Source organism: Paracoccus sp. (in: a-proteobacteria) (assembly GCF_039808215.1).
In the GTDB taxonomy this organism is placed as follows: Bacteria; Pseudomonadota; Alphaproteobacteria; order Rhodobacterales; family Rhodobacteraceae; genus Paracoccus.
In genome coordinates this window covers 1-18,156 of the sequence record NZ_JBDHSP010000042.1, presented here as the reverse complement: position 1 = coordinate 18,156, position 18,156 = coordinate 1, and the positions used below count along the sequence as shown (strand labels likewise).

Genomic DNA, 18,156 nt, shown 5'->3' with positions numbered 1-18,156 from the left:
CGCGGCGGTTCGGGACGCAATTTCCGCACGCCCCTCGCCTTGTCTGCCGGATGCAGACAGGCCGGGCCTTAGACGAAATCCCGTCCTGCGTCAATCTGATGCGCTTGCGGTGGCGCACGGCCCGGGCATTTCGCGCCCCGCGCGCCCGGTTGACGGCGCCCTTGGGCAGGCGTTATCCCCGGACGATCATACGGATGGAAGCCATGAACCTCTTTTCTGATATCCGCGCGCTGGTCGTCGATGCGCTGGCGCAGCTGGAACAGGCGGGCCAGCTGCCCGCGGGCCTTGACACCTCGAATGTGGCGGTCGAGCCGCCCCGGGATGCGGCGCATGGCGACATGGCGACCAATGCGGCCATGGTGCTGGCCAAGCCCGCGGGCCGCAAGCCGCGCGAGATCGCCGAGGCCCTGGCGGCGAAACTGGCCGAGGACGCGCGCATCGCCTCGGCCGAGGTGGCGGGGCCGGGCTTTCTGAACCTGCGCCTTGCGCCCTCGCAATGGCAAGGCGTGATCGGCGCGGCATTGCGCGCGGGCGGCGACTATGGCCGCTCGGACATGGGGCAGGGGCGGCGGATCAATGTCGAATTCGTGTCCGCCAACCCGACCGGGCCGATGCATGTCGGCCATACCCGCGGCGCGGTCTTTGGCGATGCGCTGGCGGCGCTGCTGGATTTCTCGGGCCACAAGGTCACGCGCGAATACTATATCAACGACGGCGGCGCCCAGGTCGATGTGCTGGCGCGCTCGGCCTATGAACGCTATCGCGAGGCCAACGGGCTGGAGCCCGAGATCCGCGAGGGGCTTTATCCGGGCGACTATCTGATCGCGGTGGGCGAGGCGCTGAAGGCAAAATACGGCGCCAGCCTGATCGACCGCCCCGAGGCGGACTGGCTGGCCGAGTTGCGCGAATTCGCCACCGCGGCGATGATGGACATGATCCGCGAGGATCTGGCGCTGCTCAACGTGCATATGGATGTCTTTGCCAGCGAGAAGGCGCTTTACGGCACCGGCCGCATCGAGGCCGCCATCACCCGCCTGCGCGAGGCCGGGCTGATCTATGAGGGCGTGCTGGAGCCGCCCAAGGGCAAGACCCCCGACGACTGGGAGCCGCGCGAGCAGACGCTGTTTCGCTCGACCGCGCATGGCGATGACGTGGACCGGCCGGTGAAGAAATCGGATGGCAACTGGACCTATTTCGCCCCCGACATCGCCTATCACTGGGACAAGATCGACCGCGGCTTCGACGAGCTGATCGACGTGTTCGGCGCCGACCACGGCGGCTATGTCAAGCGCATGACCGCCGCCGTTGCGGCGCTTTCGGGCGGGCGGGTGCCCTTGGACGTGAAGCTGATCCAGCTGGTCAGACTGTTCAAGAACGGCGAGCCCTTCAAGATGTCCAAGCGCGCCGGCACTTTCGTCACCCTGCGCGATGTGGTCGAACAGGCCGGCGCCGATGTCACGCGCTTCCACATGTTGACGCGCAAGAACGACGCGCCGCTGGATTTCGATTTCGCGCGTGTGCTGGAACAATCCAAGGACAATCCGGTCTGGTATGTGCAATATGCCAGCGCGCGGGTGAATTCGGTGCTGGGCAAGGCCGCCGCCATGGGGGTCGCGACCGCGGATGCGGAACTGGCGCGGGCCGATCTGGCACGTCTCGATCACCCGGCGGAACTGGATCTGGCGCGCAAGGTTGCCGAATGGCCACGCATCGTCGAGATCGCCGCCCGCGCGCATGAGCCGCACCGGATCGCGTTTTTCCTCTATGACCTCGCCTCGGCGCTGCATTCGCTGTGGAACCGCGGCAATGACGAGCTGCATCTGCGCTTTCTGCAAGATGGCGATCCTGCCGCAACGTCAGCAAAAATTGCCATGGTGCGCGCCGTCGGCGTTGTCATTTCGGCCGGCCTTGGTATCTTGGGGGTGACTCCGGCCAAGGAAATGCGCTGACCAAAGGCGCCCTGCCGGGGACGAGCAGAGAAAACCAGCAACACCGGGTCAACCGGCAGGCAGGCAGGCATGACGGTAGTAGATTTCCGCTCGGGCGGGTTTGATCGGTCGCAGCAGCGGCCGGCGCAGGATTTTCCCCATGGCCAGCAGGCGCAGGACGGCTGGCAGGATGAGGGCTGGGACGAGCACGGCTATCACGGCCATGCCGAGGCGGTGGTGGCGCCGCCCTCGCTGCTGGGGCGGATCTCGCGGCTGACGCATTACCTGGGCGCGCTGGTCTCGGTCGGGCTGATCGTGATCCTGGTGGTCTGGGGTTACAAGCTGGTGGTGCGCGATGTCTCGGGCGTGCCGGTGATCCGCGCGCTTGAGGGCGAAGGCCGCACCGCGCCGGACGATCCCGGGGGCGAGCTGACCAACCGCACCGGGCTTGCGGTGAATACGGTCGCCGCCGGCAAGGAGCCGGCGCGGGTCGACAGCGTGGCCATCGCGCCGCCGGCCGCGCGGCTGCAGGATCAGGACGTGGCCATGGGCAAGCTGGGCGCGAGCGCGCAGGAACCCTCGCATCCGGTGGATCTGCCGCTTCTGGATGACAAGGCGCGGGTGATTGCGCGCCCCGACGGCGAGGCCGCCGCCGAGGCGCTGGCCGCGGCCACGATCTCGGACGCGCCGGCCTCCGAGGCGCCGGTGAACGAGATGGTGACCGATCTGGCCGGCAACGAGGCCCGCGATGCGGTGATCAACACCGCCCTGGCCGAGGCCGCCACCGTGCCGCCGCCGCCCGGTGCCATTGCGCAATCGCCCCGTCCCGCGCCGCGTCCGCGCCGCGTTGCGGCTGCCTCGGTGGCGCCCGAATCCGCGCGCGCCGCCCAGCCGGCCGCCGAAAGCCGGCCCGCCGCCGCCCCTGCGGCCAAATCCGAAGCGAAACCCGAAGCTAAGGCCGAGGCCAAGCCGGAAGCCAAGACCGCGGCGACGCCGGTCGCCTCGGGCGCGTCGCTGGTGCAGATCGGCGCCTTCGACAGCAACGCGCTGGCCAAGGGCGAATGGGACCGGGTCTCGGGCAAGTTCGGCGCGCTCTTCTCGGGCAAGTCGCGCATCGTGCAAGAGGCACAAAGCGGCGGCCGCACCTTCTGGCGCCTGCGCGCCGGCGGCTTTGCCTCCAAGACCGAGGCGCGGCAGTTCTGCGCGGCGCTGATCGCCGAGGGCATCGACTGCATCCCGGCCACCGCCAAGTAATGACTGGCGCCACTATCCTGGGCGGCATCGCCGGCCCCGACCTTGGCCGGGATGAGCGTGCATTCCTGCGCGCCGCCGACCCTTGGGGCTTTATCCTGTTCGGGCGCAATATCGACACGCCCGACCGGCTGCGGCGCCTGACCGCCGAGTTGCGCGAGGCGGTGGGCCGCGACGCCCCGGTGCTGATCGACCAGGAGGGCGGGCGGGTGCAGCGCCTGCGCGCGCCGCACTGGACCGACTGGCCGGCGCCGCTGGAGCAGGCCGCGCGCGGCGTGCGCGCCGTCTGGCTGCATCACCACCTGCTGGCGCAGGAGTTGCGCGCCATGGGCATCGACGCCGATTGCGCGCCGGTGCTGGACATCGCCCGCGACGACACCCACCCTTTCCTGCACAACCGCTGCCTGGGCAGCGATGCAGCGACCGTGACCCGCCTGGGCCGCATCGCCGCCGAGGCGATGCTTTCGGCGGGCGTTCTGCCCATCGTCAAGCACATGCCGGGCCATGGCCGCGCCCGCGTCGACAGCCACAAGGACCTGCCGGTGGTCGATGCGCCGCTGGAGCAGCTGATGGCCAGCGACTTTGCCCCATTTCGCGCCCTTGCGGACCTGCCGATGGCGATGACGGCGCATATCCGCTTTTCGGCGCTGGACCAGGCGCCGGCCACGGCCTCGGCCCGGGTGATCGCGGTGATCCGCGAGGCGATCGGCTTTGACGGGCTGCTGATGTCGGACGACATCGGCATGCAGGCGTTGAGCGGCACCCTTGCCCAGCGCGCCGCCGAAAGCATCGCCGCCGGCTGCGATCTGGTGCTGTCCTGTAACGAGACCCTGGCGCAGATGGAGAGCATCGCCGCCGCCGCGGGCGCCATGACCCCTCGCGCCCTGGCGCGGGGCGAAGCGGCGCTGGCGCTGCGCCGGGCGCCGCAGACCGCGGACACCGCCGCGCTGCGGGCGGAACTGGTCGCGCTGGGCGGCCTGGCTGCCTGAGCGGTTGACTGCGCCGCGGCCTTGGCGGATTCTGCGCGCGACCTTCTGCCCGGACCTGCCATGACCAAGGTGCCCTATCTGACCCCCGTGCCGGACCAAGGCACCCCGCATCTGCCCGGACTTGCGCCGCCCGACCCGGCCGAGCGCCGCGCCGATGAGGTGCTGGTCGTCGATGTCTCGGGCTTTGAGGGGCCGCTTGACCTGCTGCTGACGCTGTCGCGTACGCAGAAGGTCGATCTGCTGCAGATCTCGGTGCTGGATCTGGCCGACCAGTATCTGGCCTTCGTGGACAAGGCGCGGGCGTTGCGCATCGAACTGGCGGCCGATTATCTGGTCATGGCGGCCTGGCTGGCCTTCCTGAAATCGCGTCTGCTCTTGCCGCCCGACCCCGAAGCCGAGGGCCCCAGCGCCGAGGAGGTGGCCGCGCATCTGGCCTTTCAGCTGGAGCGCCTGCAGGCCATGCGCGAGGCCGCGGCCCGGCTGATGGCGCGCGACCGTCTGGGCCAGGACCGCTTTGCGCGCGGCGCCCCCGAGACCGTCGCCCGCGCCCGGCAGGTGGCCTGGCAGGCAGGGCTGATCGACCTGATGCGCGCCTATGCAAGGCTGCGCACCCGCGACGAGTTTCGCCCCTTCGCTTTCGACCGCCGCGATGTCCTTACCATGGAGCAGGCGCTCGAGCGGCTGCGCCGCATGATCGGCTTTGCCGGCGACTGGACCGCGCTGGCCGATTTTCTGCCCGAAGGCTGGGCGGACGATCCGGCCAGGCGCCGCTCGGCCACCGCCGCCACGTTTGCCGCGACGCTGGAACTGGCGCGGCAGGGCGCGGTCGAGATCAGCCAGTCCGGCAGCTTTGCCCCCATCACCATCCGCAGGCGACCGCAATGAGTGAGACCGAGGCGCAGGCCGCGACCTTTCCGCCGCCGCCGCTGTTTGAACAGGAACGCATGGTCGAGGCGGTGCTTTTCGCCTCGGCCGCGCCCATGGGGCTGCGCGAGATCGCCGCCCGCCTGCCCCGGGGCTGCGACGCCGCCGAGGCGCTGCGCCAGCTGCGCGCCCGCTATGAGGGGCGCGGCGTGCAGCTGCTGCGCATTGGCGACGCCTGGGCCTTTCGCACCGCGGGCGATCTGGGCTGGCTGATGCAGGAAAGCGTGGTCGAGACCCGGCGCCTGTCGCGCGCCGCCACCGAGACCCTGGCGATCATCGCCTATCACCAGCCCGTCACCCGCGCCGAGATCGAGGAGATCCGCGGCGTTGCGGTGAATCGCGGCACATTGGACCAGCTGATCGAGATGGAATGGGTGCGCATCGGCCGCCGCCGCCAGACCCCGGGCCGGCCGGCGACCTTCGTGGTGACCGAGACGTTTCTGGATCATTTCGGACTGGAGAATGCCCGCGACCTGCCGGGCCTGGCCGAGTTGCGCGCCGCGGGCCTGCTGGCGTCGCGGCCTTCGGGCGAGGACATGGCGCCGGCGCTGTTTCGCGAGGAGGAGGCCGGAGACCGGGACGCCCTCGACGACGGCCCCGACACCATGGCCGAGGACCTGTTCGAGGAAGACTGATCCTGCGTCAGGCGAATTGCTTGGCCAGCTTCAGGCCCTGGCCCTGATAGTTCGAGGCGATGGAGCTGCCGTAAAGCCGCTCGGGGCGGGCGGCCATGCGTTCATAGACCAGGCGGCCGACGACCTGGCCATGCTCAAGCGCGAAAGGCGCCTCGTGGCAGCGCACCTCAAGCACACCGCGCGCGCCGCGCCCGGCGGTGCCATGGCCGAAGCCGGGGTCGAAGAATCCGGCGTAATGCACGCGAAACTCGCCCACCATGGCCAGATAGGGCGCCATCTCGGCGGCATAGTCGGGCGGGATCGCCACCGCCTCGCGGCTGACAAGGATATAGAAGGCGCCGGGGTCGAGGATCAGCTGGCCCTCGCTGCTGCGCAGCTCGTCCCAGAAGTCGCGGGCGCGATAGGCGCCGATGCGGTCGAGGTCGATGACGCCGCTGTGCGGGCGCGCGCGATAGCCGACCAGATCGCCCGCCGCCGGCCGCAGATTGACGGAAAAGCCCAGGCCCTCGTCGATCAGCGCCGGGCCGTTCACCAGCGGTTCCTGCGCATGCAGCGCGCCGAGCTCGGCATCGTCCAGTACCGCCTGGCCCTGGCGCAGGCGCAACTGGTTCAGCCGCATGCCGGGACGCACCAGTACCGAAAAGCTGCGCGGGCAGATCTCGGCATAGATCGGGCCGTCATAGCCCTCGGGCAGGCGGTCGAATTCCGTGCCCTCGTCGGTGACCAGCCGCGTCAGCAGGTCGAGCCGGCCGGTCGAGCTTTTGGCATTGGCCACCGCGTCGAGCCCCTTGGGCAGGGCGAGGCGTTCGAGCAGTGGCACCAGATAGACGCAGCCCTTTTCCAGCACGGCGCCGCCGCTCAGGTCCATGCGGTGCATCTCGAAATCGGCGAGCCGGTCGCTGACCTTGCGTCCGCGCCCTGCGAGGAACGAGGCGCGCAGCCGCCAGGCGGTGGCGCCAAGGCGCAGGTCAAGGCTGGCCGGCTGCACCTGTTCGGGCAGGATGGGCGCATCTGCCGCGATGGCGCCGCTGGCGATCAGCCGGCGCAGGGACGAATCGGGAAGAACGCCGTTCACGCAAGACCCCTCGGGCAAAAGGACTGAAGCAAAAGGAAACGCCCACCCCCGCGCGGGGATGGGCGTTTTCGCAATGGTCGGGCCGGCGAGATTCGAACTCGCGGCCTTCCGCCCCCCAGACGGACGCGCTAACCAGGCTGCGCCACGGCCCGACGAGGGGCATATAGAGCGAAGCGGGCGACCAGCACAAGGGGCCAGCGGCGGAAAAATCGGCCATTGACCCGATTGCGGTGGATCCTCGGCCACCGGCCGCGGCGCGGGCGCCACCGCTCACGCGCGAAGGGTCCGGTGCAGGGCGGTGCGCAGCTTTTCCGCCTGCGCGGGCAAGGGCTTGCCGGTCAGCTCGTGCCGGCGCAGCCCTGCGGCAGCCGTGGCAAGCCGGGCCAGCCAATGCGACCCGGCATTGGCCGGTGGCGCGGAGGGCGGCCTGGGCGGGGCGGGCGCGGCATGGCCGTTCTCGCCGGGGGCCTCGCCCAGCCGCGTGGCGCCGATGCGGCGCAGCCCGGCGCCGCGATCGGCGGCGATCAGGCGTTTCGCGCCGCGGATGCTCAGCCCTTCCTCGCGCATGACCTGGCACAGGCCGGCGGCCAGCCGCACGTCGTCGGGGCGGTAATAGCGCCTGCCGTCCGCGCGCTTGACCGGGGCCAGTTGCGAGAATTGCGATTCCCAATAGCGCAGCACATGCGGCGCCACGCCGATGAGGTCCGAAACCTCGCCGATGGAGCGGAAGGCGTCGGGGGATTTGACCATCAGCCCTTGCGCCTGTTCCCGGCAGAGACGCGGTCCTTCATCAGATGCGAGGGCCGGAAGGACAGCACGCGGCGGGGGGTGATCGGCACTTCCTCGCCGGTCTTGGGGTTGCGGCCGATGCGCTCGTTCTTGTCGCGCACCGAGAATGTGCCGAAGGACGAGATCTTGACCTGCTCGCCGCGCACCAGCGCGTCCGAGATATGGCCGAGCACGCTTTCGACCAGTTGCGCCGATTCGTGCCGTGACAGGCCCACCTCGCGGAACACGGCTTCGGCAAGGTCCATGCGGGTCAGGGTGGCGTCGCTCATCTGGGGAACCTCCTGCATGTGGTGAAGGATGGGTAATTTGCCGGGCCAAGTCAACACGCGTGACGGGTTCGGACCCGTCAAAGCCGCAGTTTTGTTCCGCGTTATTCGCATCTTACCGGGACTGTGCCGCCCAGGCCGGGCGAGGGGTCCTTGTGGGTGCGGCGGGTGTCCATCCTGCGGCGAAAGCGGGGGAAGCCATGGCCGGCGGATGGGCGCGCGATGGTGCGACGGATGGCGCGGGCGAGGGCGCTGCGGTCTGCCATGCATGCGCCGAGCCGATCTCCGAGGCGCGGCGCCGTGCGGTGTCGGGGGTGCGGCTGTGCATTCCCTGCCTGGGCGAGCGCGACCGGGCCCGGCGCCCGACGGCGAGGATCAACCGTCGCGGTTCCAGGGATTGGCCGCTGAAGCAGCGCCTACCAGCGCAGGACGGCGGCGCCCCAGACAAGGCCGCCGCCGATCGCCTCGGCCACCAGCAGGTCGCCCGGCCGGAAGCGGCCCGCGGCATTGGCCACCGACATGGCCAGCGGGATCGAGGCGGCCGAGGTGTTGCCATGCTCGGCCACGGTCAGAACCACCTTGTCCAGCGGCAGCTGCATGCGCTTGGCCGTGGCCTCGATGATGCGCAGATTGGCCTGGTGCGGCACCAGCCAGTCGACATCGGCGGCGCCGATCCCGGCCTTGTCCATGGCGCGATGCGCGGTGTCGGCCAGTTTCTCGACCGCGTGGCGGAACACCAGATTGCCCTGCATGCGCAGGCAGCCGGCAGTGCCGGTCGAGGCCACGCCGCCATCGACATAGAGGATGTCGCGGAACTGGCCGTCGCTGTTCAGGTCGGTGGCCAGGATGCCGCGATCGGCAGTCGTGCCCGCACCCTCGCCGGCCTCGAGGATCACCGCGCCGGCGCCGTCGCCAAACAGCACGCAGGTGCCGCGGTCGCTCCAGTCCATGATGCGGCTGAAGGTCTCGGCGCCGATCACCAGCACGCGCTCGGCCAGGCCGGCGCGAATCAGCGCATCGGCATTGGCCAGCGCATAGACGAAGCCGGCGCAGACCGCCTGGATGTCATAGGCAAAGCCGCGCCGCATGCCGAGCCCGGCCTGCACCATGGTCGCGACCGAGGGAAAGGTCAGGTCGGGGGTCGATGTGGCGACGATGATCGCGTCGATCTGCCCCGGCTCCATGCCGGCATTGGCCAGCGCCGCGCGCGCCGCCGCGATGCCGAGATCCGAGGTGCGCTGGTCCTCGGCGGCGAAATGGCGCCTTTCGATGCCGGTGCGGGCGCGGATCCAGTCGTCGCTGGTCTCGAGCCGGTCGGCGAACCAGCTGTTCTCGACCACGCGTTCGGGCAGGTAATGCCCGGTGCCCCTCACGATTGCACGCCGCATCAGGACGCCCCCTCGCTTGCCTTGCCGCCATTGATCGCGGGGGCGGCGGATTGCGCCACGCGCGCCGCCAGCCGCTCCTGAAAACCGGATTGCGCCAGCCGGAAGGCCAGCATGATCGCCGCCGAGACGCCGGTGGCATCGGCCGAGCCATGCGACTTGACCACCGTGCCATTGAGGCCCAGGAACACGCCGCCGTTCACCCGGCGCGGGTCGATGCGCTGCTGCAGCCGCCGGAGCGAACTCATCGCCAGAAGCGCGGCGAATTTCGACAGGATGGAATTGGCGAAGGCCTGCTTGAGAAAGTCGCCGACCAGCTTGGCCGTGCCCTCGCCGGTCTTCAGCGCGATATTGCCGGTGAAGCCGTCGGTCACGATCACGTCGACGCGGGCCGAGGGCAGGTCGCCCCCCTCGACGAAGCCGGCATATTCGAAATTGCCCGCCTGCGCCGTGGCCGGCATCTGCTCATGCGCCTGTTTCAGCTCGGCCCGGCCCTTGTGTTCCTCGGTGCCGACATTGAGCAGGCCGACGCGCGGCCGCTCCAGCCCGAAGCCGTTGCGCGCATATGAGGCGCCCATCAGCGCATAGGTCAGCAGGTCGCGCGCATCGGCGCGGATGTCGGCGCCCACGTCCAGCATGACGTTGAAGCCCTGCGGATTGCGCGAGGGCCACAGGCAGGCGATGGCGGGGCGGTTCACGCCCGGCAGCTTGCGCAGGCGCATCATCGACAGCGCCATCAGCGCGCCGGTATTGCCGCAGGACACCGCCGCCGTGGCCTCGCCCAGGCGCACGGATTCCAGCGCGGACCACATCGAGGTGCCCTCGCCCTTGCGCAGCACCTGGCTGGGCTTGTCGTCCATGGTCACGACGCCGCCGGCATCGCGGATGTCGCAGCGCCCGGCGAGGCCGTCGCGCCGTGCGATCAGCGGCTCGAGCTCGGCCCGCGGGCCGTGCACGATGAAACGGATGTCGGGATTTTCCTCGGCGCTTTCTGCCATGCCCGCAACCACCGCCGCCGGGCCGCTGTCGCCGCCCATCGCGTCAATGGAAATCACCACGCTGCCCGTCGGTTGGGGCAGGCGCGGCAGGGTCTGTGAATCTGCCGAGGCCATCCGCGGTCAGTCCGCTCAGGCCGCGTCGTCGTCCAGATCGGCTGCATTGGCCTGCGCCACGACCTCGCGCTCGGCGTAATGGCCGCAGGAGGGGCAGACGTGGTGCGGGCGCTTCAGCTCGCCGCAGTTGGTGCATTCGTTCGGGTTGCCGGCGACGAGCGCATCATGCGAACGGCGCATGTTGCGGCGCGAGCGGGTAACTCGGTTCTGAGGGACGGCCATGTCTCAACCTCAAGTGGTTCGGGGGGCGGCCTCTCGGGCGGCCCCGGATTCGGGGTTCCTGTCTCGGGCGGGCATAGGCCACCGGAACGCTGGCCGCAAGTCGCGAAACGATGTCGCTGAGCGGGGGCCGCGGTCCGGGGTTCCCCGCCGGTCGAATGAACGGCGCAAAATAGCCAGAAATTCGGCTCGCGCAAGGGCAAACTTGCGGCAAGGAAAGCGGCGCTGGCGCGCCGTTGCCTCCGGCGGGGATATTCCTGCAAGAAAGAAGTGCCGGCCCGCGCCTAGCGGCCCAGCTTGGCGTGGACCTCGTCGAGGTCGATCTCGGATTTCGGCAGCTTGTTGTCCGGATCGTCGAAGTCGTATCTGAAGAGCTGGAAATCCTTCTTGTAGATTTCCCAGACCAGGTGGCGCGACAGGTCGTCGAAATATTCGCCGACCCTGTGGGCGCGCCTTGGGCCGTGGCCTTCGGATTCGTTGAATCTGGGCACGTCGTTCACGTCGAGTTTGACTGGCGTGGGGGCGGCGTCCAGCACCTTCTGCATGCCCTCGTTGAACCTCTCGGTGAAGAAGATCTGGTCATAGCGGCCGCCGTTCACGATGAAGGTCGAGATATGGCCCGACATGGCCGACCAGTGGATGTCCGGCTCCATCGGGCGGCGCCAGCGGATGGTGTCGCGCGCAAACAGCAGGAAGCGGCGAAAGCTGGCGATCTGGTCGAAGCGAAAGCCGTTCTCGGGGCTGCCGACATCGACGCCATAGCGCTGCATCAGCTGCGGCACCAGATTGCCGCGATAGCGTTTGCCGTTCCTTTGGATGCCGGCGATCTTGTCGAAGAACGAGGACAGGATGCGCTGATAGGGGTTGCGCACGCAGGTGAAGGTCAGGGACCTGTGCGCCTTGACGCTGGTCTCGATCGGGCCCTGGCTTTCGGGCTGGTTCCACTTGTGCAGCCCGGATGTGGCATCGTGGATGTCGCCGTCGAAATAGCGGCCATGGTCGGAATAGAACATGATCTGCCCGATGGACGAGCAGGCGCATTTCGGAACCACGCGATAGACCATGCTTTCGCTTTCCGTCATCCAGGTTCCCGGAAAACCCATGTTCGACCATCCCTTCAAAAAATGCTTCGCGGCCAAGGCGGGGGCCGGCACGGCTTGCCCGGCCAGACAAAATCGGTAAGGACACAAAGCAAATCGGCGGCAGAGATTCAACCTGCCGCATGGCGCTGCGGACGCAGAGCGGAGGGGATCGGGGGGAAATGGCGCGCATCGCCTTCATTCTGCTTTGCCACAAGGACCCCGAGGGGGTCATCGCCCAGGCCGAGCGGCTGACGGCCGCAGGTGACTTTGTCGCGATCCATTTCGATTCGCGCGCCGCGCCTCGCGACTTTGCCCGCATCCGCGCGGCGCTGGACGGCAACGGCGCCGTGGTCTTTGCCCGGCGGCGGATGAAATGCGGCTGGGGCGAATGGTCGCTGGTCGCCGCGACGCTGGAGGCGCTGCGCGCCGCCGTCGCGGCCTTTCCGCTGGCCTCGCATTTCTACATGCTGTCGGGCGACTGCATGCCGATCAAGTCGGCCGAACATGCGCATGGCTTTCTGGACCGCGAGGACTGCGACCATATCGAATGTTTCGACTTCTTCGAGTCGGACTGGATCAAGACCGGTTTTCGCGAGGAACGGCTGATCTATCGCCACTGGTTCAACGAGCGCCGGCACAAGCGGCTGTTCTATGCCAGCCAGGACCTGCAGCGCCGCCTTGGCCTGCAGCGGCGCGTGCCCGCCGACATCCGGGTGATGATCGGTTCGCAATGGTGGTGCCTGCGCCGCCAGACCGTCGAGAAGGTGCTGGATTTCTGCACCGAACGCCGCGACGTGATGCGGTTTTTCGCTACCACCTGGATCCCGGACGAGACCTTCTTCCAGACCGTGGTCGGCCATGTCGTGCCCCGCCACGAGATCCGCACGCGCACGCTGACCTATCTGATCTTCACCGATTACGGCATGCCGGTCACCTTCTACAACGACCACTACGAATTGCTGCTGGGCCAGGACTATCTGTTCGCCCGCAAGATCAGCCCCGAGGCGCTTGACCTGCGCGCCAGGCTTGGCGCGCTCTGGGCCGCCCGGGGCATGGATTTCCCGATCTCGAACGAGGCGACCGGGCTGTTTCGCTTCCTGACCGGGCGCGGGCGCGTCGGGCGACGTTTTGGCCAGCGCTTCTGGGAGGCCGAGGGCAGCATGGGGCGGGCCAATACGCTGCTGCTGGTGGTGGCGAAGAAATGGCATGTCGCCAAGCGCCTGACCGCGGCGATCCGGGCGCAGGGCGGGATCCCGGCGGTCGATTACGTGTTCAACGAGATCGAGGCGCATCTGCCCGATCTCGGCGGCGTCGAGACCACGATCGCCAAGCGCGAACATCACCGCCGGGCGCTGATCCGGCTGCTGTTTCAGCATTTCGACGCGCAGCGGCTGGTGCTGTGCCTGGATCCTTCGGCGCTGTTCCTGATCGAGGACCTGGTGGCGGACAAGGCCGACACCCGGCTGCTGCTGATCGAATCGCGCTTTGACGACGCCTATCTGCGCGGCCATATCGGCCGGGTCGGCCTGGCGGGGGCGCAAAGCGCGCCCGAGGCGATCGAGCGGCTGCTGCCCACGGTGCGCGCAGACATGGAACATGAGGCCGAGCGGCTGCGCGACATGGATTTCGCCAGCTTTCACAGCATTGCGCCCTGGCGCAGCCCCGAGGAGAATGCCAGCGCATTGGCGGCCTTTCTGGACATTGCGCCCGAGGCCGCCCTTGACCTGGCACGGACCAGCAACCTGTTCAGCGACTGAGGAGAGAAGCCTATGCCCGCCTATGATCCGAACAATATCTTCGCCCGCATCCTGCGCGGCGAGCTTCCGAATGAAACCGTGCTGGAAACCGAGCATACGCTGGTCTTTCACGACATCCGCCCGCAGGCGCCGGTGCATGTGCTGGTCATCCCCAAGGGTGCCTATGTCAGCTACGACGAATTCGCCGACCGCGCCTCGGATGCCGAGATCGTGGATTTCAACCGGGCGGTGGCGCGGGTGACGCGCGATCTGGGCGTGGCGCTGGAGGCGGGGCAGGGGTTCCGGGCCATCACCAATGCCGGCCCCGACGGTGTGCAGGAAGTGCCGCATTTCCACCTGCACATCCTGGGCGGCCGCGTCATGGGCCGCATGGTTCAGCCGGGCTGAGCCGGCGCGCCCGCGGTCAGGCGCAGGAACACGTCCTCGAGGTCGGGCGCCTCGACAGCAATGTCGAGGATCGGCAAATGGGCCTCGCGCAGGGCGTCGATCAGCCGGTCGACGGTCAGATGCGAGGGCGCATAGGACAGCGCCAGCCGGCCGTCGGCGCGCCGCTCGGCGCGCACGCCGGCGGGCAGGGCGGGCATGGCCGCGGCCTCGCCGGTGTCGATGACCAGCGTGCGCGCATCGGCGCGGCCCAGCAGCGTCGCCTTGTCCTCGCACAGGATCAGCTCGCCCCGGTCGATGATGGCGATGCGGTCGCACATCTCCTCGGCCTCCTCGAGGTAATGCGTGGTCAGGATGATGGTCATGCCCTGGTCGTTCAGCCGGCGCACATTGCGCCACAGCATGTCGCGCAGATGGATGTCCACGCCGGCGGTGGGTTCGTCCAGCACCAGGATCTGCGGCCGGTGCACCAGCGCCTTGGCCAGCAGCAGCCGCCGTTTCATGCCGCCCGACAGGTGACGCGAATAGCTTTCCGCCTGCTCGCTCAGGCCGACCAGATCCAGCAGTTCGTCGGTCCAGCGCTCGGCGCGGGGCACGCCGTAGAGCCCGGCCTGCACCTCTAGGCTGGCGCGCGGCGACAGGAAGGGGTCGATGTGCAGTTCCTGCGGCATGACGCCGATGGCGGCGCGGGACTGGCGCGGGTTCACGTCCTGGTCAAAGCCCCAGATGGTGACCCGGCCGGCCGATTTGCGCACCAGCCCGGCCAGGATATTGATCGTGGTGGATTTCCCCGCCCCGTTCGGCCCCAGCAGCCCCAGAATGGCCCCGGCCGGGATCGTCAGGTCCAGCCCCTTCAGCGCCACTTTCGGCGGGCTGGCCCCGGCCCCGGCATAGGTCTTGGCGAGGCCGCGGATCTCGATTGCATTCCGGCCGTCACTCGGGTTCTGGGGGGCTGGCATCGCGTCGGTCCAATCATTAGAATACCCGCGGTTTAACCCCGTTTGTCGCCCAAGCTCAAGGAATCGCCATGACCCGTCCGGCCCCCGAGATCCAGACCGTCACCACCTGGAAGGTCGCCTGCGACGGCGACGAGGCCAGGGGGCTTGGCCATCCGCGCGTCTGGCTGTCCATTCCGCCGGACAGCGGCTGGGCCGAATGCGGCTACTGCGACAAGCGTTTCGAGATCGACAGCGAACACGCCCACGACGCGCATTGAGCGCGGGCGGCCCGGTCGCATCCTGATTTGCCGGCATTGCGCAGGCGGAGGTGTCGCGATGCCTCCGGCGGGGATATTTGGTCAAGGAAGATGACCGGAGCCGTGCGCCCTTGGCCCGGTGGTGGCTTCGTGGCAGAAGGGGCCTCGGACCGCAGGACAGGGGGCAGCTTCGATGGCTGACGCATTCGGCAAGGGGCATCACCTTCATCTGATCGACGGCTCGGCCTTCATCTTTCGCGCCTATCACGCGCTGCCGCCGCTGACGCGCCGTTCCGACGGCATGCCGATCGGCGCGGTGGCCGGGTTCTGCAACATGCTGTGGAAATACGTGCAGGAGACCAAGGGCGCGGATGCGCCGACGCATGCGGCGGTGATCTTCGACCACAGTTCGCGCACGTTTCGCAACGACATCTATCCGCTTTACAAGGCCAACCGCCCGGAACTGCCCGAGGACCTGCGCCCGCAATTCCCGCTGACGCGCGAGGCGACGCGCGCCTTCGCCATCGCCTGCATCGAGACCGAGGGCTACGAGGCCGACGACATCATCGCCACGCTGTCGTGCCAGGCGCGCGATGCCGGCGGGCGGGTGTCGATCATCAGTTCCGACAAGGACCTGATGCAGCTGGTGGGCGCAGGCGTCGAGATGCTGGACCCGATCAAGGGCAAGGCCATCGGCCCCGATGAGGTGCGCGAGAAATTCGGCGTCGGCCCCGAGCGGGTGGTCGATGTGCAGGCCCTGGCCGGGGATTCGGTGGACAATGTGCCGGGCGCACCTGGAATCGGCATCAAGACCGCCGCGCAATTAATTGAAGAATACGGAGATCTTGAAACGCTGCTGGCGCGGGCCGAGGAGATCCGGCAGCCGAAGCGCCGCCAGACCCTGATCGAGAACGCCGAGCAGATCCGCATCTCGCGCCGGCTGGTCGAGCTGGACTGCCACACACCGCTGGATTTCGGGCTGGAGACGCTGGCGATCCGCGACCCCGAGCAGGCGCCGCTGCTGGATTTCCTGAACCGGATGGAGTTCCGCACCCTGACCACCCGCGTGGCGCAGCGTTTCGGTGCCGTAACACCCGCCGCCGATCCGGTCCCGGTGGCCAGCCCGGTGACGGCCCTGCCGCCCATCGACCGCGGGCTATACACCATCATCCGCGACGCCGGGACGCTGGCAGGCTGGCTGGCCGAGATCGGCGAGAAGGGCGCGGTCGCCATCGACACCGAAACCACCGGCCTTGACGAGATGCAGGCCGGGCTGGTCGGCGTGTCGCTTTCGACCGGCCCGGGGCGCGCGGCCTATCTGCCGCTGGGCCATGTCGATGGCGCGGGCGACCTTTTCGGCTCGGGCGCGCGGGCTGCGGGGCAGATGGATCTTGATCAGGCGCTGGCGATGCTGAAACCGGTGCTTGAGGACCCGGCGGTGCTGAAGATCGGCCAGAACATCAAGTATGACTGGAAGATCCTGGCCCGCCACGGCATCCGCATGGCGCCGGTCGAGGATACGATGCTGCTGTCCTATGCGCTGAACGCCGGGGCGCATAATCACGGCATGGACGAGCTGGCGGATACCTATCTGGGCCACAAATGCCTGCCGATCAAGGACCTGATCGGCTCGGGCAAGACGCAGATCGGCTTTGCCGAGGTTGCGATCGACAAGGCCGGCGAATATGCCGCCGAGGATGCCGAGGTGACCTGGCGGCTTTGGCACCACTTCCGCCCCAAGCTAGCGCAAAACCGTGTCACCACCGCCTATGAGCGGCTGGAGCGGCCGATGGTGCCGGTGCTGGCCGCGATGGAGATGACCGGCATCCGCATCGATGCCGACCACCTGAAACGCATGTCCAATGCCTTTGCCCAGAAGATGGCCGGCCTCGAGGACGAGATCCACGCGCTGGCCGGCGGCGCCTTCAACATTGCCAGCCCCAAGCAACTGGGCGAGATCCTGTTCCAGCGCATGGGACTTGAGGGCGGCAAGCAGGGCAAGACCGGCGCCTATTCCACCAGCGCCGAGGTGCTTGAGGATCTGGCCGCTGAGGGGCACGAGCTGCCGGCGCGGGTGCTGGATTGGCGCGCGCTGTCAAAGCTGAAATCGACCTATACCGACGCGCTGCCCCAGCATGTGAACCCCGAAACCGGGCGGGTGCATACCTCCTATTCCATCGCCGGGGCGCAGACCGGGCGACTGGCCTCGACCGATCCGAACCTGCAGAATATTCCGGTGCGGACCGATGAGGGGCGGCGCATCCGCGAAGCCTTTGTCGCCGGGCCGGGGATGCGCCTGGTCAGCCTCGACTACAGCCAGATCGAGCTGCGCATCCTGGCCCATGTCGCGGCGATCCCGGCGCTGAAACAGGCCTTTCACCAAGGTATCGACATTCACGCCATGACCGCCAGCCAGATGTTCGGCGTCCCGGTCGAGGGCATGGATCCGATGATCCGCCGCCGCGCCAAGGCGATCAATTTCGGGGTGATCTACGGCATCTCGGGCTTTGGCCTGGCGCGCAACCTGCGCATCCCGCGCGCCGAGGCCCAGGCCTTTATCGACACCTATTTCCAGCGCTTCCCGGAGATCCGCGCCTATATGGACGACACTGTGGCGACAGCGAAACGCGACGGATATGTGCGCACGCTGTTTGGCCGGCGCATCATGACCCCGGGCATCAACCAGTCCGGCCCGGCGGCGGGCGGGGCAAGGCGCGCGGCGATCAACGCCCCGATCCAGGGCGCGGCCGCCGACATCATCCGCCGCGCGATGATCCGCATGCCCGAGGCCATCGCGCATCTGCCGGCCAACATGCTGCTGCAGGTCCATGACGAGCTGGTGTTCGAGGTCGAGGAGAGCGCCGTGCCCGAGCTGATCGCCGCCGCGCGCGCCGTCATGCAGGGCGCGGCCGAGCCGGCGGTCAGGCTGGACGTGCCCCTGATCGTCGATGCCGGCCAGGGCGCCAACTGGGCCGAGGCGCATTGACCGCCTGCAGGCAAGGTGGGCGCCGTTGCATATCCCTGCCCTCTGAAGGGGCAACCGTCCACTAGCCTTCTTCCCGCGCTATTAGGGCCTGTGGACATTCATTTCGCGGCGAGGATGGTCGCCACGAGGTGCCAGTTGGCGGCGTAACTGCATGCGGTCTTTTCGTAGCGCGTGGCGAT

The 18,156-nt window shown here is 68.4% G+C and carries 17 protein-coding genes, 1 tRNA gene and 1 pseudogene; 10 read left to right on the top strand and 9 right to left on the bottom strand.

Translation table 11 applies throughout. From position 1 onward, the window contains the following. Positions 1-203 precede the first annotated feature (203 nt). The 5 genes from argS to scpB all read left to right on the top strand — a co-directional run bounded on the left by argS (position 204) and on the right by scpB (position 5,727). Complete coding sequence (argS, locus tag WMK75_RS13005; RefSeq protein ID WP_347268086.1) at positions 204-1,949, top strand: arginine--tRNA ligase; 1,746 nt, start codon at positions 204-206, stop codon at positions 1,947-1,949. Positions 1,950-2,018: 69 nt separating this feature from the next. Then, positions 2,019-3,182 (top strand): SPOR domain-containing protein, encoded by a 1,164-nt coding sequence (locus WMK75_RS13000; RefSeq protein WP_347268085.1) that lies wholly within the window; start codon positions 2,019-2,021, stop codon positions 3,180-3,182. After that, positions 3,182-4,168 carry a beta-N-acetylhexosaminidase gene (nagZ, locus tag WMK75_RS12995; RefSeq protein ID WP_347268084.1) on the top strand — a complete coding sequence of 329 codons (987 nt, stop codon included), beginning with the start codon at positions 3,182-3,184 and terminating at the stop codon, positions 4,166-4,168. The genes WMK75_RS13000 and nagZ overlap by 1 nt, the downstream gene beginning before the upstream one ends. A gap of 60 nt (positions 4,169-4,228) precedes the next feature. After that, a complete protein-coding gene (locus tag WMK75_RS12990; protein WP_347268083.1) occupies positions 4,229-5,053 on the top strand; it encodes a ScpA family protein in 825 nt (274 codons plus the stop codon). Beyond that, positions 5,050-5,727 (top strand): SMC-Scp complex subunit ScpB, encoded by a 678-nt coding sequence (gene scpB, locus WMK75_RS12985; RefSeq protein ID WP_347268082.1) that lies wholly within the window; start codon positions 5,050-5,052, stop codon positions 5,725-5,727. The genes WMK75_RS12990 and scpB overlap by 4 nt, the downstream gene beginning before the upstream one ends. 7 nt (positions 5,728-5,734) lie before the next feature. Here scpB and WMK75_RS12980 read toward each other — a convergent pair whose 3' ends face one another. From WMK75_RS12980 to ihfA, 4 genes are all read right to left on the bottom strand, one after another. Further along, the gene (locus WMK75_RS12980) at positions 5,735-6,802 is read right to left on the bottom strand and encodes a 2'-deoxycytidine 5'-triphosphate deaminase (RefSeq protein ID WP_347268081.1); all 1,068 of its coding nucleotides are present in this window, start codon (positions 6,800-6,802) and stop codon (positions 5,735-5,737) included. 74 nt (positions 6,803-6,876) lie between these two features. Then, positions 6,877-6,954, bottom strand: a tRNA-Pro gene (locus WMK75_RS12975). A 118-nt stretch (positions 6,955-7,072) separates the two neighbouring features. Beyond that, the gene (locus WMK75_RS12970) at positions 7,073-7,552 is read right to left on the bottom strand and encodes a MerR family transcriptional regulator (protein WP_347268080.1); all 480 of its coding nucleotides are present in this window, start codon (positions 7,550-7,552) and stop codon (positions 7,073-7,075) included. Further along, entirely contained in the window at positions 7,552-7,860 is a 309-nt protein-coding gene (gene ihfA, locus WMK75_RS12965; protein WP_347268079.1) for an integration host factor subunit alpha, read from the bottom strand. The genes WMK75_RS12970 and ihfA overlap by 1 nt, the downstream gene beginning before the upstream one ends. Positions 7,861-8,057: 197 nt before the next feature. On the opposite strand from ihfA, the pseudogene WMK75_RS12960 reads away from it, so the two are divergent. Then, positions 8,058-8,195 (top strand): annotated as a pseudogene (locus tag WMK75_RS12960) (TraR/DksA C4-type zinc finger protein); the annotation flags it as partial. 78 nt (positions 8,196-8,273) lie between these two features. On the opposite strand, the gene WMK75_RS12955 reads toward WMK75_RS12960, so the two are convergent. From WMK75_RS12955 to WMK75_RS12940, 4 genes are all read right to left on the bottom strand, one after another. After that, positions 8,274-9,245 carry a beta-ketoacyl-ACP synthase III gene (locus WMK75_RS12955; protein WP_347268078.1) on the bottom strand — a complete coding sequence of 324 codons (972 nt, stop codon included), beginning with the start codon at positions 9,243-9,245 and terminating at the stop codon, positions 8,274-8,276. Then, the gene (gene plsX, locus WMK75_RS12950) at positions 9,245-10,354 is read right to left on the bottom strand and encodes a phosphate acyltransferase PlsX (RefSeq protein ID WP_347268077.1); all 1,110 of its coding nucleotides are present in this window, start codon (positions 10,352-10,354) and stop codon (positions 9,245-9,247) included. Before plsX ends, WMK75_RS12955 begins: the two co-directional genes overlap by 1 nt. 15 nt (positions 10,355-10,369) lie before the next feature. Beyond that, the gene (rpmF, locus tag WMK75_RS12945) at positions 10,370-10,576 is read right to left on the bottom strand and encodes a 50S ribosomal protein L32 (RefSeq protein ID WP_347268076.1); all 207 of its coding nucleotides are present in this window, start codon (positions 10,574-10,576) and stop codon (positions 10,370-10,372) included. 281 nt (positions 10,577-10,857) lie between these two features. Continuing rightward, positions 10,858-11,676, bottom strand: a complete 819-nt coding sequence (locus tag WMK75_RS12940; RefSeq protein ID WP_347268075.1) for a sulfotransferase family protein — start codon at positions 11,674-11,676, stop codon at positions 10,858-10,860. 158 nt (positions 11,677-11,834) lie between these two features. On the opposite strand from WMK75_RS12940, the gene WMK75_RS12935 reads away from it, so the two are divergent. Then, positions 11,835-13,412 (top strand): DUF5928 domain-containing protein, encoded by a 1,578-nt coding sequence (locus WMK75_RS12935; protein ID WP_347268074.1) that lies wholly within the window; start codon positions 11,835-11,837, stop codon positions 13,410-13,412. Between the two features lie 12 nt (positions 13,413-13,424). Continuing rightward, a complete protein-coding gene (locus WMK75_RS12930) occupies positions 13,425-13,799 on the top strand; it encodes an HIT domain-containing protein (RefSeq protein ID WP_347268073.1) in 375 nt (124 codons plus the stop codon). Here WMK75_RS12930 and WMK75_RS12925 read toward each other — a convergent pair. Next, positions 13,787-14,755, bottom strand: a complete 969-nt coding sequence (locus tag WMK75_RS12925) for an ABC transporter ATP-binding protein (RefSeq protein ID WP_347268072.1) — start codon at positions 14,753-14,755, stop codon at positions 13,787-13,789. The genes WMK75_RS12930 and WMK75_RS12925 overlap by 13 nt on opposite strands. 68 nt (positions 14,756-14,823) lie before the next feature. Between WMK75_RS12925 and WMK75_RS12920 the strand changes: the two genes are divergently transcribed. Next, a complete protein-coding gene (locus tag WMK75_RS12920) occupies positions 14,824-15,012 on the top strand; it encodes a zinc-finger domain-containing protein (protein ID WP_347268071.1) in 189 nt (62 codons plus the stop codon). 172 nt (positions 15,013-15,184) lie between these two features. Continuing rightward, positions 15,185-17,977, top strand: coding sequence for a DNA polymerase I (gene polA, locus WMK75_RS12915; protein WP_347268070.1), 2,793 nt, complete (start codon positions 15,185-15,187; stop codon positions 17,975-17,977). Positions 17,978-18,156 lie beyond the last annotated feature (179 nt).

Bases quoted from the DNA above. Each gene is read 5' to 3' on its own strand.
- argS (WP_347268086.1), top strand. From the start codon at position 204: ATGAACCTCTTTTCTGATATCCGCGCGCTGGTCGTCGATGCGCTGGCG.
- WMK75_RS13000 (WP_347268085.1), top strand. From the start codon at position 2,019: ATGACGGTAGTAGATTTCCGCTCGGGCGGGTTTGATCGGTCGCAGCAG.
- nagZ (WP_347268084.1), top strand. From the start codon at position 3,182: ATGACTGGCGCCACTATCCTGGGCGGCATCGCCGGCCCCGACCTTGGC.
- WMK75_RS12990 (WP_347268083.1), top strand. From the start codon at position 4,229: ATGACCAAGGTGCCCTATCTGACCCCCGTGCCGGACCAAGGCACCCCG.
- scpB (WP_347268082.1), top strand. From the start codon at position 5,050: ATGAGTGAGACCGAGGCGCAGGCCGCGACCTTTCCGCCGCCGCCGCTG.
- WMK75_RS12970 (WP_347268080.1), bottom strand. From the start codon at position 7,552: ATGGTCAAATCCCCCGACGCCTTCCGCTCCATCGGCGAGGTTTCGGAC.
- ihfA (WP_347268079.1), bottom strand. From the start codon at position 7,860: ATGAGCGACGCCACCCTGACCCGCATGGACCTTGCCGAAGCCGTGTTC.
- WMK75_RS12955 (WP_347268078.1), bottom strand. From the start codon at position 9,245: ATGCGGCGTGCAATCGTGAGGGGCACCGGGCATTACCTGCCCGAACGC.
- plsX (WP_347268077.1), bottom strand. From the start codon at position 10,354: ATGGCCTCGGCAGATTCACAGACCCTGCCGCGCCTGCCCCAACCGACG.
- rpmF (WP_347268076.1), bottom strand. From the start codon at position 10,576: ATGGCCGTCCCTCAGAACCGAGTTACCCGCTCGCGCCGCAACATGCGC.
- WMK75_RS12940 (WP_347268075.1), bottom strand. From the start codon at position 11,676: ATGGGTTTTCCGGGAACCTGGATGACGGAAAGCGAAAGCATGGTCTAT.
- WMK75_RS12935 (WP_347268074.1), top strand. From the start codon at position 11,835: ATGGCGCGCATCGCCTTCATTCTGCTTTGCCACAAGGACCCCGAGGGG.
- WMK75_RS12930 (WP_347268073.1), top strand. From the start codon at position 13,425: ATGCCCGCCTATGATCCGAACAATATCTTCGCCCGCATCCTGCGCGGC.
- WMK75_RS12925 (WP_347268072.1), bottom strand. From the start codon at position 14,755: ATGCCAGCCCCCCAGAACCCGAGTGACGGCCGGAATGCAATCGAGATC.
- WMK75_RS12920 (WP_347268071.1), top strand. From the start codon at position 14,824: ATGACCCGTCCGGCCCCCGAGATCCAGACCGTCACCACCTGGAAGGTC.
- polA (WP_347268070.1), top strand. From the start codon at position 15,185: ATGGCTGACGCATTCGGCAAGGGGCATCACCTTCATCTGATCGACGGC.